At 46.3% G+C, this 12,977-nt stretch carries 12 protein-coding genes; 5 read left to right on the top strand and 7 right to left on the bottom strand.

Annotation, left to right across the window (positions count from 1 at the left end; translation table 11 throughout):
* Positions 1-84 precede the first annotated feature (84 nt).
* Positions 85-1,632, bottom strand: coding sequence for an L-lactate permease (locus BWX39_RS00720; protein WP_028905883.1), 1,548 nt, complete (start codon positions 1,630-1,632; stop codon positions 85-87).
* 280 nt (positions 1,633-1,912) lie between these two features.
* Here BWX39_RS00720 and BWX39_RS00715 point away from each other — a divergent pair, with 280 nt between their 5' ends.
* From BWX39_RS00715 to BWX39_RS00695, 5 genes are all read left to right on the top strand, one after another.
* Positions 1,913-2,302: a hypothetical protein gene (locus tag BWX39_RS00715; RefSeq protein ID WP_028905884.1), complete on the top strand. Its 390-nt coding sequence runs from the start codon at positions 1,913-1,915 to the stop codon at positions 2,300-2,302.
* Between the two features lie 29 nt (positions 2,303-2,331).
* Positions 2,332-3,039, top strand: a complete 708-nt coding sequence (locus BWX39_RS00710) for an ABC transporter ATP-binding protein (RefSeq protein WP_028905885.1) — start codon at positions 2,332-2,334, stop codon at positions 3,037-3,039.
* A gap of 341 nt (positions 3,040-3,380) precedes the next feature.
* On the top strand, positions 3,381-5,201 hold the full coding sequence (argS, locus tag BWX39_RS00705; protein WP_028905886.1) for an arginine--tRNA ligase: 1,821 nt from the start codon (positions 3,381-3,383) through the stop codon (positions 5,199-5,201).
* A 108-nt stretch (positions 5,202-5,309) separates the two neighbouring features.
* Positions 5,310-5,798 (top strand): DUF2059 domain-containing protein, encoded by a 489-nt coding sequence (locus tag BWX39_RS00700; protein ID WP_028905887.1) that lies wholly within the window; start codon positions 5,310-5,312, stop codon positions 5,796-5,798.
* A gap of 81 nt (positions 5,799-5,879) precedes the next feature.
* Positions 5,880-6,344, top strand: coding sequence for an RNase H family protein (locus BWX39_RS00695; RefSeq protein ID WP_028905888.1), 465 nt, complete (start codon positions 5,880-5,882; stop codon positions 6,342-6,344).
* A 537-nt stretch (positions 6,345-6,881) separates the two neighbouring features.
* Here BWX39_RS00695 and murI read toward each other — a convergent pair.
* From murI to BWX39_RS00665, 6 genes are all read right to left on the bottom strand, one after another.
* Complete coding sequence (gene murI, locus BWX39_RS00690) at positions 6,882-7,724, bottom strand: glutamate racemase (RefSeq protein ID WP_028905889.1); 843 nt, start codon at positions 7,722-7,724, stop codon at positions 6,882-6,884.
* A 4-nt stretch (positions 7,725-7,728) separates the two neighbouring features.
* Complete coding sequence (locus tag BWX39_RS00685) at positions 7,729-8,238, bottom strand: OmpH family outer membrane protein (protein WP_036860717.1); 510 nt, start codon at positions 8,236-8,238, stop codon at positions 7,729-7,731.
* Positions 8,239-8,422: 184 nt separating this feature from the next.
* Entirely contained in the window at positions 8,423-8,926 is a 504-nt protein-coding gene (locus BWX39_RS00680; RefSeq protein WP_028905891.1) for an OmpH/Skp family outer membrane protein, read from the bottom strand.
* Positions 8,927-9,009: 83 nt separating this feature from the next.
* On the bottom strand, positions 9,010-9,528 hold the full coding sequence (locus BWX39_RS00675; RefSeq protein ID WP_028905892.1) for an OmpH/Skp family outer membrane protein: 519 nt from the start codon (positions 9,526-9,528) through the stop codon (positions 9,010-9,012).
* Positions 9,529-9,590: 62 nt separating this feature from the next.
* A complete protein-coding gene (locus BWX39_RS00670) occupies positions 9,591-12,209 on the bottom strand; it encodes a BamA/OMP85 family outer membrane protein (RefSeq protein ID WP_028905893.1) in 2,619 nt (872 codons plus the stop codon).
* The gene (locus BWX39_RS00665) at positions 12,210-12,968 is read right to left on the bottom strand and encodes an isoprenyl transferase (RefSeq protein WP_028905894.1); all 759 of its coding nucleotides are present in this window, start codon (positions 12,966-12,968) and stop codon (positions 12,210-12,212) included.
* Between the last annotated feature and the right edge of the window lie 9 nt (positions 12,969-12,977).

Raw genomic sequence — 12,977 nt, 5'->3', positions numbered from 1 at the left:
ATGTCTATCTCTTTCCCGTGTTATCGTGTCGGCGTGTATAATGCGCTTCTCCCAGTGCGTGATTCTGTGTCGTTGCAGTGCGCATCAGGCAGCCAAGAGCACCATCAGACCGCCTATCGCAATGTATGCAATGGCATACGGAATAGCTGCCTTTAAAATCTCGCCGTCGCGTCCCTGCATATCGCAGGCGGCTGTTGCAATTGCTATGCTCTGCGGCGAAATCATCTTACCGCCCGTTGCTCCCGTAGTGTTTGCTGCCACAAGCCAGTCCGAATTGCTGTAATTCAGTTGATGGGCAACGTTGGCTTGCAGTTTGGCAAACAAGATGTTGGACGATGTATCGCTGCCCGTTACAAACGTTCCGATAGCCCCGATGAGTGGTGCAAATACAGGATAGAGCTGCCCCGTAACCGCTGCGAGGGCTGAAGCAATGACAACTATCATACCCGCATAGTTCATTACCGATGCCAAAGAAACCAAACTGATGATGGTAATGACGGTTTTGCGCAGGTTTACCGTAGTACGAGCCAAGATAACCAAAAGTTTGCGAGGCGACACGCCTTGTATCAGTCCGCCAATCACGGTACCCAAGAGCAGCATAAGTCCTGCGTTGCTAATCCAACCGAAGTTGAAAGTAGTGCCGTCGGCATAGATAGGCAATGCCACACGCGATACAAGGTGCGACTTCAAGAAACTGTTGATGTCGGGAAACAATGGCCCTGACAGCAAGATGAACAGCAATATGAAGAAGTAAACGCTCCACGCACGGAAGGTTTCGGCTGCCGTGTAGTGCTTCACGTTGCCATTATCCTTCTTCGGTGCAAAGAGTTTGCTGTAAACCAGCAAGGCTATGATGGCTGCCACACTGCCGATAATGGCAGGCGTTTCGGCTCCGAGGAACATTGCAACAACATATTGCGTAGCCAACGAGATACCGCCCACCCACAGCGAAATAAGCAAATTGCGCCCAATGGCACTTCGGCTGCGGTTTGTAAGCGTCAGAATAATGAATGGCAAGATGATGAACAATGGCGAAAGCTGAACCACGCAGTAAGTCGAAACCTCGCGTATGAGTTCGGGCGAAGCCACGCCTCCTGCTGCCACCTCGTTGCAAAGCGTAATCACAGGCACGCCCACGGCACCAAATCCCGTAGGCACCGTGTTGGCTATCAGTGCCACAAGAGCCGAGAATACAGGTTTGTAGCCCAACGAAATAAGGATAGCTGCAGGAATGGCAACCGCCGTTCCAAAGCCTGCCATACCTTCAAGCAGTCCGCCAAAGCCCCACACGAGCATAAGCACCGTTACGCCCTTGTCGTCGGAAAAAGATGTGAACTGGTTCTTTATCACTTCTATTTCCTTGCTCTCCACCAATACATTGTAACTGAAAATCGCCATCAAGATGATGATGAGAATAGGGAACACCGCTTTCAGCACGCCTTCCACGACAGCCCAACCCACGCCCGCAAACGTGAAGTCTTTCGGCACAAAGCCCATAGCGGGCGCAACGAAAAGTGCCAGCGCAATGGTAACAAGCAACGTAAAGAACGCACTCTTGTGCCCTGCCATCTTCAATCCTAACATCAGAACGAAGAGCAAAACAATCGGGATAATAGCAATAATCGCACTCATAATCTATATTCTAAAAGTCTGTTTTGCGTGTTGATAATCATTGAAATTGCTACAAAGATAGCTTTTTTACGCACAAATTGCATAAGATTAATGTTAAAATGTAGATAAAACGATTGTTTTTTCAGTTTCAACCGCCACTGTCGTTTCTGCGTAAGCGCATTTGCATTCGGTTTTCAGTAAGCCAAATATACGTCGTAGAAACAAAACCACGGGGAACTACTTTCAGTTCTTAAAACTTTTATTACCTTTGTCGTAAGTTTATGCTTTTACAGATAAAGTTATGATACGACAGGATTATTTCATTCGATTGATAGAAGAGTTTGCAGCCGCGCTTGCCGTTATGTTGAAGAAAAAGGAAGACGAGCGCGACGACAGCCTGCGAGAACTGTATCGCCAGTATGTTGGCGACTACACGCTCGTGCGCAATATGAGTGTGGACGAGCTAATCGGTTATGCTGCCAACGAATGGAACGACGAGGAAAGAATAGACCGTTTGGAAATGGTGGCTGAACTTCTATATGCCGAAGGCAGCTACAAAGCAAACCCTTTGCGCAATATGTTGCTCGAAAAAGCCTATCTGTTGTTTGCATACGTAGACGAAAAACAAAGCGTTTACTCGATTGAAAGAAAGACGAAAATAGCCAAGTTGCACAGCATCTTGCACGAGTAGGCAAACCAATCGTAACGTTTCTTGAACCAATGAAAATAACGCTTGAACAGCTATCGGTGGGTTACAAAGGCTTTTCGCCCGTAGTAACCGACATAAATGTAGAAATAAAGAGTGGCGAGCTTACCTGTCTGATAGGTTCGAACGGCATCGGCAAGTCTACCTTGCTGAAGACATTGACAGGCTTTCTGCCCAAACTCGGCGGACGGCTTCTGCTCGATGGGCGCGACATCGACTTGCTTTCGCAGCGCGAACGTGCGAAGTACATCAGCATCGTGCTCACCTACAAGACCGATGTGCAGAACCTTAGCGTTGCCGAAATGGTGGGAATGGGGCGTATGCCCTACACGGGCTTCTGGGGAAAGCTCAACGCCGACGACCGAAAAATTGTGGCTGAAGCCATCAATATGGTGGGTATCAACCATCTGAAAGGCAGAATGGTGCAGACATTGTCCGACGGCGAACGACAGAAAGTAATGATTGCGAAAGCGTTGGCGCAGCAAACGCCCATCATTTTGTTAGACGAACCCACGTCGTTCTTGGACTTTCCGTCGAAGGTGGAAATGCTGCAACTGCTTCATCGCTTGGCAAAGGAAACCGACAAGGTGGTGTTTCTTTCCACACACGATTTGGAATTAGTCCTCCGCATTGCCGATTTGTTGGTGGAATTAGACAAGAGTGGGCTGCACGTAGTGCCTGCCGAAAAGGTGCAAAGCCAAATAAGCAAACTGTTGGAATAGCCTTGCAGAAACTCCGACAGCGCATTATCGCCATACGAAAAAGGTTGGAATCCTCGTTCGGTTTCCAACCTTTTTTCGGTTATTTACGCACACAGCCGATTTTTCAACACGTAGAGAAATATTTATTTACGTGTAAAGAAATTCTTACTTACGTGTAGAAAAATATTTATTTACGTGTAAATAATTTGCCAGACCTTTCCTTTCGTGAACCAAATTCAGCAGATATACTTTGTAACTATATTGGATTTTTTAGAATACGGCTTATTATATATAAGGTGTTGGTTGCCAAAAGTTACAAAGTTTTTAGTACCTTTGCACCCAAATATAAATAAACAAACGATATGAAGATAGAAGACCAGATAACCGCTGCGGCATTGGCAGCCGTAAAAGAACTGTACGGTGCAGAGATTCCAGCACAGATGATACAGTTGCAAAAGACAAAGGCAAACTTTGAAGGAAACCTTACGTTGGTAACGTTTCCATTGCTAAAGACTTCTCGAAAAAGCCCCGAAGCAACGGCACAGGAAGTGGGCGAATATCTGAAAGCAAACTGCAAGGCGATTGCCGACTTCAATGTTGTAAAGGGTTTCTTGAACCTTGTCATTGCTCCTGCAGCGTGGATAGGACTTCTTAACGATATTCACGCCAACGAGAAGTTTGGCGAACAGCAAGTAACGGCAGACAGTCCGCTCGCCATGGTGGAGTATTCGTCGCCCAACACCAACAAGCCGCTCCACTTGGGGCACGTGCGCAACAACCTTTTAGGCTGGTCGTTGTCGAAGATAATGGAGGCTAACGGCTACAAAGTAGTGAAGACCAACATCGTGAACGACCGCGGTATTCACATTTGTAAGTCGATGCTTGCGTGGCAGAAGTGGGGCAACGGCATCACGCCAGAGCAGGCAGGAAAGAAGGGCGACCACCTTATCGGCGATTTCTATGTAGCGTTCGACAAGCATTATCGTGAAGAACTCGCTGCACTTACGGCTCAATTCAAGGGCGAAGGCTTGGACGACGAGGCTGCAAAGGCTAAGGCTGAACAAGAATCGGTACTGATGAAGGAGGCGCGCGCCATGCTCGTGAAGTGGGAAGCAAACGACCCAGAGGTGCGTGCGCTATGGGAAAAGATGAACAACTGGGTATATGCAGGCTTCGACGAAACCTATAAGGCACTCGGTGTAGGCTTCGACAAGATATATTATGAAAGCAAAACCTACCTCGAAGGAAAGAAAAAGGTGGAAGAAGGTTTGGCGAAAGGCTTGTTCGTGCGAAAGGACGACAACTCTGTATGGGCTGACCTGACAAACGAGGGCTTAGACCAAAAGATACTTTTGAGAAGCGACGGCACGTCGGTGTATATGACACAGGACATAGGAACTGCCGAAATGCGCTTCAAGGACTATCCTATCGACAAGATGATTTACGTCGTAGGCAACGAGCAGAACTACCATTTCCAAGTGCTTTCCATTCTTTTAGACCGCCTCGGCTTCAAGTGGGGCAAGGATTTGGTGCACTTCTCTTACGGTATGGTGGAACTTCCAAACGGCAAGATGAAGAGCCGCGAGGGCACAGTGGTAGATGCCGACGACCTTATAGCTTCGATGATACAGAACGCCCGTGCGCTTAGCGAGGACAAGGTGAACAAGTTGGAAGACATTACTGAGGCGGAAAAGAACGAAATTGCACGCATCGTGGGTCTGGGTGCGCTGAAGTATTTCATTCTGAAAGTAGATGCACGAAAGAATATGCTCTTCAATCCGGAAGAGTCAATCGACTTCAATGGCAACACTGGTCCGTTCATTCAATATACCTACGCACGTATCCGCAGCATTCTCCGCAAGGCTGCTGCACAAGGCATCGCTATTCCGACGGCAGTTGCCGACAATGCTCCGATGAATGAAAAGGAGATTGCGCTCATTCAGAAGATGAACGATTTTGGTGCAGCCGTAGCACAGGCAGGCGTCGATTACAGCCCGAGTGGTATTGCGAACTACTGCTACGAACTTACAAAAGAGTTCAACCAGTTCTACCACGATTACAGTATTCTGAGCGCAGACACCGAAGACGAAAAGACTACACGCCTTGTCTTGGCGCAGAATGTAGCCAAAGTAATCAAGAACGGTATGGAGCTTTTGGGCATCGAAGTGCCAGAACGTATGTAACATATCCCTATTTCCCTCTCGTTTCGGAGAGGGAAATCTCTATTAATATGCTGGCTTTTAAAACACTGAAAACCATTTATTATCACACTAAACAACAATAACGAAATTATGAAAAAAGTATTTTTAACCCTTCTTCTCGTTTCTTTTACAGCCTTTCCTTGCAGCTTGAATGCGCAAAGTGTAGAAGTTCCAGAAGGCACTGATACAGCTTTTGTAGAAGCTGTGGATAAGTTTATGGAGGTGTCGGGCAGTAAAACGGCAATGAAAGCGCAATTTCCACTTATTATGAACAATCTTAGAAAAGCTCTGAAAGGTATTCCTGACGATGTGTTTGCTAAGATGGAAGCCAAGTTTCAAGTAGTTTTTGTTAAACGAGGAGTGGGGCTCTATGCGCTCTTTTATGAGCGTTATTATACGTTAGAGGATATAAAAGGACTTATTGCCTTTTATGAAACCGACTTAGGGCGCAAAGTTGCAAGAGTAACCCCTTCGCTAACGACAGACCTTTATAAAGCTGGGGAGCAATTAGGAATAATGGTATTGAAGAGCATAGTCGAAGACTTGAGAACTGAAGGGTATGATGTGAAAGATTTGTAAGACCTTTCCAACTCCCTGTTAGGAGCAAAAATACACTTCCATAAAACCTTTGGTTTACACCTTATTTATATATATAAGCTGATGAAACTACAAAACCCACCTGAGAACAGACACGATACCGTGTTGCCTTTACCCTTGTGTGTAAAGGCAAATGCGTGGGCGGTAGATGCTGCGTGTTCGGGAAATCCGGGACCAATGGAGTACCAGTGCATCGACCTTGCTACGGGGCAGCGCATCTTTCATTTCGGTCCGACGATGGGAACGAACAACATTGGCGAATTTCTGGCGATTGTTCATGCGCTGGCACTAATGGAAAAGCAAGGCATTAAGGACAAGGTCGTCTACAGCGACTCGTACAATGCCATCTTGTGGGTGAACAAAAAGAAGTGTAAAACCACTTTGGAGCATAACGAAAAGACCGCCGAGCTACACAATATCATAGCACGGGCAGAGCAGTGGCTGCGCACCCACATCGTAACCACGCCCATTATAAAGTGGGAAACAAAAGAGTGGGGAGAAATTCCTGCCGACTTCGGTCGCAAATAACATAGTTTTTAGGGCGAGTGCAGCGTATTGATTGCAATCACCAATGGCAGTTAGGGGCGTGCTTTATCACGTTCCTAACACCAAGATAGCAGCAACTTGGCAATGAGGAACGGAATGAATTCCGCCCCTACAACCCTTCCGCATATTTGCAGCGAATATAAGGTGGGTTTACAAGGAAATCGCCCTTATTTTGTAAAGATAATTTCGTTGAAAAACGGTAATTTCGTTTTGGCGTTGCGAAAGCGGCTGTTTCACAACGCAAAACCTACGCTTTTACCGTGTAAAAGAGCCGCTTTTGGAACGCAAAACAATAGGTTTTGCAAAGTGTTGATAACAAGGAGGTTACACGATAGCTACGTCTGTGATAAATCTTTACACGTTTTCCGCCTTTTTCCTGCTTATACGATAAGAAATATTGCTGTGTTTTAAGTATGGGAGAACAGCAATAACAGCTCTTTAAAAATGTTGTTGGAAGAATCTGTATTTTGTTGTTTTCTGTTTCAGCGGCATAAAAAAAGTGATAGCTAAATGCAGCTATCACTCTAAATCTATGTGTTCTACGTTCATATTTTCTGCCCAGAAGATACGTGCAGCCTCCTTGAACTTGTCGGCGTTCTCGGTGGTGTAGTAACGCACTGTTCCGTCTTTGGTGCAGCGGGCGTCCATATCGGTGTGGCGGGCAAGATAGTCTTTCAGACTGTCGGCAACATATTCGCCTTGCGATACGATTTGTATGCCGTCGGGAACGTATTGTTTTATCTTCGGCATAAGAATGGGGTAGTGGGTGCAACCCAGTATGAGTGTGTCGATGTCGGGGTCTAACCACAAGATGTGATCGATGCGTTTCTTTACGAAATAGTCGGCACCTGCACCTTCTGCCTCGTTGTTTTCAACGATGGGTACCCACAGCGGACAAGCCACCCCCGTAACACTTAGGTCGGGCCACAGCTTGTTTATCTCCATATTGTAGCTTTCGCTTTTTATCGTTCCCGGTGTAGCGAGAATGCCGATGTGCTTGGTTTCGGTGAGTTTGCCTGCTATCTCGGCAGTAGGACGGATAACTCCGAGCACACGGCGGAGCGGGTCGATATTGGGCAAATCGTTCTGCTGAATGCTGCGAAGGGCTTTTGCCGATGCTGTATTGCAACCGAGTATTACCAATTGGCAACCCATATCGAAGAGTTTCAGCACGGCTTGGCGCGTGAACTGGTAGACTACATCGAACGAACGAGAGCCATACGGCGCGCGTGCATTGTCGCCGAGATAAACATAATCGTATTGTGGCAACAGTTCGCGAATGGCTTTCAGAATGGTCAGACCGCCATATCCCGAATCGAAGACACCTATCGGACCTGCTGCTTGTGGTGGCAAATTGTTCATAGACTTATTGTAAAGCTGTTTTCAAAGCTGTTGTAATGTCTTCGCCAACCATATTGTTCACGTATGGCAGAGCGTTGTTGTCGGCGTTGAGAACGAAGGCGTAGCCGCTCTCCTGCGCCATTTTGGCAATCGTTTTTTTCAGTTTGGCGTGCACGGGAGCGTACACCTGCTGCTCGACTTGCTCTATCAGGCGGTCGGCTTCCTTCTTGAAGGCAATGTTCTTGTCTAATATTTCTTGCAGTTCGGCTTGGCGTTTCTTCAGTATTGAGGGTGCAAAGTTGCGCTGACCTTCAAGGAAGTCCTCGTATTTGGTGTGGAAATCGTTTTCCGAACGCTTTGTTTCTGCATCGAATTTTGCCCGTAGCTCATCGACTTTGTGTGTGGCTGCGGTATATTCGGGCATAGCTTTCAATACTTCGTTGTAGTTGAAGTAGGCAAACTTCATTGCGTTTTGTGCGCTCACCATAAGCGGTAAGGCTGCAAGAAGGAGGAGTAAGAAAGTTTTCTTCATCATAATATATCAGTTTTAATCCTTACAGGGATAAATGAAAAAAGACCACCGCAACAAGTTTGTTCTTGCGGTGGTCTTACTCTTTCCGTTCGCTTTTGCAGCGTTGGGAAATGCTAACGGGGGAAAGACACCCGCCCTTAGGATTGTTGGGAATGGCTGTTAGAGCCACTCCGAGTTTCGTTTTCTGTTACTTCATCTTGGCAAGTTGTGCCTTCACTTCAGCAGTGATGTCCTTGCTGATAGCCTCGTTTACATAGAGAGGCTGGCCTGCTACCTTCTCCATAATGTAGACATAGCCGCCATTCTTTGCTACTGCTTCGATGGCACTGCGTACCTTGTCGAGTACAGGGCCGAGCTTTTGCTGCTGCTGTTCGTTGAAAGCCTTTTGGTTGTCTTGTGCAGTTTGCTGAATCTTGGTGTACATATCCTGAAGTGCCTTCTCGGTTTCAGCCTGCTTTGTGGCGTTCATTGTACTCTTGGTCTTGTCGTACTCCTCTGCCTTGCGCTGCAATTCTGCTTGCATATCGGTGAGCTGTTTCTCGTATTCCTTGCCTTTAGCTTCAAGTTCTTTCTGCACGTTGGTAGCTTCTGGCAATGATTGCAAGAGTGCCTGAGAATCGAGATGACCGAACTTCTGTGCAAACAAACTCATAGGAGCACAGAGCATCAACATTAAAATAAGCTTTTTCATTTTTCTTTCTATTGTTTTAAATGTTTGTAATTGTCTGTTTGTTATTATCTATTTCCTCTTCTACGGCTTTGCAGCCATAGCGGTTATTGGTTGCCGTAGCCTAACTTTTGCAATACTTCGTTGCTGATATCAACCTTTGGCGAACCATAGATGATGCCTGCAGTACTGCTCGAACGGTCGATGATGAGGCTGTAGCCACGTTGGTCGGCAATGTCTTTGACGGCGTTGTATATTTCGTCTTGAATAGGGGTGATGAGGCTGGTGCGCTTCTTGAACAGCTCGCCTTCAGGGCCAAAGTACTTGCGCTTCAGGTCGGCAGCTTGTTTTTCCTTTGTCATGATAGCCTCTTGCTTCTTCTTTTTCTGCTCTTGTGAGAGGAATACAACTTCGTTCTGATAGTTCTTGTACATCGTGGCTGCCTCCGTGTTGAGGGCTTCCACCTCTGCTTGCCACTTCTTGCTGACTTGGTTCAACTGCTCGTTGGCACGCTCGTAGGCAGGAACGTTGCTAAGCACATACTCCATATCGAGGAGTGCGAACTTCTGTGCATGGGCTGTTATTGCAAAAACAGCTACCAAGCATGATGCGATTAACTTTTTCATTGTCAATATCTCTTCTTGTTATTTCTGTATGCCACCTGTATGGAGGTGGCATTGTTAAGTTGTTAGAACTCTTGTCCCAATACAAAGTGGAACTGACTTCCGCCTTTCTTTCCAAAGACTTTGTCGAAGCCGTAAGCCCAGTCGATACCCATCATACCCACCATTGGGAGGTAGATACGCACGCCTAAACCTGCTGAACGCTTCATATCGAATGGATTGAACTTCGATGTTTCCGTCCACGCATTACCTGCTTCTACAAATCCAAGACCGTAAATGGTGGTGTTACCTAAGAGGAACGGATAGCGGAGTTCGAGCGTCATGCGGTCGTAAGCGTAGCCTTCGCCGCGCTGTGTGAGCTGACCATTGTCGTAACCACGCAGACCAATGGTTTCTTGTGCGTAGCTTGAAGAGTATCCGCTCATACCGTCGCCACCCATATAGAAGGTTTCAAATGGGCTTTTCTTGTAGCGGTTGTAGCTTCCCAACAATCCGAATTCCACGCGAGTCATCAACACGAAGCACTTGCTGCCACTGCTGAGGGCTGTAAAGGTGCGTGCCTTGAACTTCCATTTGTGGTATTCCACCCAACGATATTTCTCTTGTTGCTCTTGTTGATAAGTAGCCGAGAAGCGGTCGTTGGCAAGGTTCTTGTAGTCTTTTTTGTCGAACTTAGACCAAGGCGGTGTAATTGAGAGCGATGCAGAGAACTCTGAACCCGTACGTGGGTATAGCTGGTTGTCGGTAGAACTACGATTGAGCGAAATGTTTAAGCTCAAGTTGTTGGCTGTACCGTTCGACATTATAAGGAAGTAACGCCAGTTCTTCAAGATGTAGCGTTGATAAGAAAGCTGAACAGAGAGCTGGAAATAGTCGTCAGGCCATCTTAGTCGCTTACCCCAACCAGCATAGAATCCCCAGATTTGAATGTACTTGTCGGGGTCGAGATAGTTCTCGTAGTTGTTGTAATTGTAATTACCTACGCCGTACATATAGTTGTAGTAGTTCTGCATATAGCTACGGCTGTAGTAGCTTGTGTTCACATCGGTAGACTTAGAGAAGTTCGCACCGAGCGTAAACTGAATAGGACGCTTGCCTCCAAACCAGTTTGTGGCGTATTGCAAACCGTAAGACTGGTAGTATTTACCGTTGGTTTGGGCATTCAACGACATTGTTTCGCCATCGCCAATAGGCAGGAATCCTCTGTGTTCCTTGTTCTTTTTGAGCAAGTTTGCAATAGAGAAGTTGTTCAGTTTTAAGCCCAATTGCAACAGCGCACCCATCTGTCCCCAACCTAACTGTAACTGTATTTGGTCGTTAGACTTCTGTTTTAAGTTCCAGTTAATGTCTACTGTACCATCTTCATAGTTGGCTTTTGGCTCTGGATTAACCGATTCTGGGTCGAAGTGTCCCATAGATGCCAAGTCGCGGGCAGTACGCATCAAGGCTGCTTTAGAGAAGAGGTCGCCTGGCTTTGTGCGCAATTCGCGGCGAACAACATTCTCGTAAATGCGGTCGTTACCATTGATGCGGACACGCTTGATGCGTGCTTGCTGACCTTCGTAGATACGCATTTCAAGGTCTACGGAGTCGCCGACAATGTTAATTTCCGTAGGTTGTAAGTTGTAAAAGAGGTAGCCGTGGTCCCAATATTGGTTGCCAACCGACGATTCGTCCTCCGTTAATCGCTTGTTAAGGAACTTCTGATTGTAGACGTCGCCTTTCTTCATATCGAGCAATGAATTAAGATAATCAGTGGTATAAATTGTATTTCCCACCCAGTTGATGTTGCGAATGTAGTACTTCTTGCCTTCGTCTACTTTCACATACACGTTCACGTGCTTATCGTCTTCGTTCCAAATGCTGTCCTTTAAGATAGTTGCATCGCGGAAACCGTGCTCGTAATACTTTTCAATAAGGTGTTTCTTGTCTTCCTCCCAACGTTCAGGAGTGAACTTCTTTGCCTTTAAAAGGGTCGATAACTTGCCTGCTTCGTTTGTCTTAGCGAAGGCACCCTTCTTAAATAACGAACCTTTTATCTTCTTGTCGTGCAGTTGTTCGTTACCATCTATAATAATGTGGCGAACCTTTTTCTTTTCTTTCTTGTCTACTTCTATATCAAGAATGACTTGATTCTTTGCCGTAACGTCGTCGCGCTGGCGTATTTGCACGGTAGCATCTTTGTATCCCTTATCGTCAAAATACTTTTTGGCGAGGATTCTTGCACGGTCTATCATGTTAGGTGTTATCTGTCCACCTTTTATAATACCCAACTTCTGGTCCATATCTTCACGTTCGCTTTTCTTTAGCCCAAGATAGTTGATGCTGGAAATGCGCGGACGCGTTTGTAAGTATATGTGTAGGTATGCTTTTTCGCCCACCAAGGAATCCACAGCTATTGAAACTTCGGAAAATAAGCCATGTTTCCAATAGCGTTTCACTGCGTTTGTGATGGCTGTACCTGGGATTTCAATGTATTGTCCTATGGTTAATCCTGAGATTCCCACAAGAACATAGTCTTCGTAGCCCTCCACTCCCGATACAGAAATGCCTGCTAACTTATACTGTTGTGGGTTGGTAGCGTATGAAATGGCTGGTTTTACAATTTTCTCTTGCGCTTTCATCTGCAAGCTGAAGCTGAAAATTGCAGCCAAGAGTATCAAGACCTTTTTCGTATTACTCATTTATAGCGTATCTTTTTTATTTTCTTGTTCTGTTTCTACTTGTTTCTCTGTCTTTCCAAAACGACGCTGACGACCCTGATAGTCGGCTATTGCCTTGTGCAAGTCGGCTTCTGAGAAGTCTGGCCAATAGGTCTCGCAGAAATATAGTTCCGAATAGGCTAACTGCCAAAGCAGATAATTGGATATGCGGAACTCTCCTCCCGTCCTGATAAGTAGGTCGGGGTCGGGCATAAAGCTTGTGCAAAGACTGTTGTTAATGGCATTTTCGTCGATATCATCTATGCTTAATTCGCCTTTTTGAACCTTTGCTGCTATCTGTTTTGTGGCTTCTGTAAGTTCCCAACGTGCAGAATAGCTTAGCGCAACCACCATTGTCATAGTATCGTTGTTTGCCGTATGCTCAATGGTTTCGCGGAGTTTGTCTGCTACTGCTGCAGGAAGGCGGTCGATGTCGCCAATAACTTGGAAGCGTACATTGTTCTTCATAAAGATTTCGTCTTCGAGAGAAGTCAGTACAAGTCCCATAAGTGCAGCTATCTCGTCGGACGGCCGATTCCAATTTTCAGTGGAAAAGGTGTAAAGTGTAAGGTACTTTACGCCCAATCGGGTACATTCCGACGTAATCCGACGCACGGTATCTACTCCCGCTTGATGCCCATACGAACGTGGCTTGTTGCGTTCTGTAGCCCAACGACCGTTGCCGTCCATAATGATGGCAATGTGTTGCGGTATGCGTTTCATATCTAATTCTTCTGCCATATTTTGCGA

The sequence above is a fragment of the Prevotella intermedia ATCC 25611 = DSM 20706 genome (genome assembly GCF_001953955.1).
GTDB classification, from domain to species: Bacteria; Bacteroidota; Bacteroidia; order Bacteroidales; family Bacteroidaceae; genus Prevotella; species Prevotella intermedia.
This window is presented reverse-complemented; position numbering and strand designations above follow the sequence as displayed.

Coding starts and splice junctions, on each gene's coding strand:
- BWX39_RS00720 (WP_028905883.1), bottom strand. CDS start 1,632: ATGAGTGCGATTATTGCTATTATCCCGATTGTTTTGCTCTTCGTTCTG.
- BWX39_RS00715 (WP_028905884.1), top strand. CDS start 1,913: ATGATACGACAGGATTATTTCATTCGATTGATAGAAGAGTTTGCAGCC.
- BWX39_RS00710 (WP_028905885.1), top strand. CDS start 2,332: ATGAAAATAACGCTTGAACAGCTATCGGTGGGTTACAAAGGCTTTTCG.
- argS (WP_028905886.1), top strand. CDS start 3,381: ATGAAGATAGAAGACCAGATAACCGCTGCGGCATTGGCAGCCGTAAAA.
- BWX39_RS00700 (WP_028905887.1), top strand. CDS start 5,310: ATGAAAAAAGTATTTTTAACCCTTCTTCTCGTTTCTTTTACAGCCTTT.
- BWX39_RS00695 (WP_028905888.1), top strand. CDS start 5,880: ATGAAACTACAAAACCCACCTGAGAACAGACACGATACCGTGTTGCCT.
- murI (WP_028905889.1), bottom strand. CDS start 7,724: ATGAACAATTTGCCACCACAAGCAGCAGGTCCGATAGGTGTCTTCGAT.
- BWX39_RS00685 (WP_036860717.1), bottom strand. CDS start 8,238: ATGATGAAGAAAACTTTCTTACTCCTCCTTCTTGCAGCCTTACCGCTT.
- BWX39_RS00680 (WP_028905891.1), bottom strand. CDS start 8,926: ATGAAAAAGCTTATTTTAATGTTGATGCTCTGTGCTCCTATGAGTTTG.
- BWX39_RS00675 (WP_028905892.1), bottom strand. CDS start 9,528: ATGAAAAAGTTAATCGCATCATGCTTGGTAGCTGTTTTTGCAATAACA.
- BWX39_RS00670 (WP_028905893.1), bottom strand. CDS start 12,209: ATGAGTAATACGAAAAAGGTCTTGATACTCTTGGCTGCAATTTTCAGC.
- BWX39_RS00665 (WP_028905894.1), bottom strand. CDS start 12,968: ATGGCAGAAGAATTAGATATGAAACGCATACCGCAACACATTGCCATC.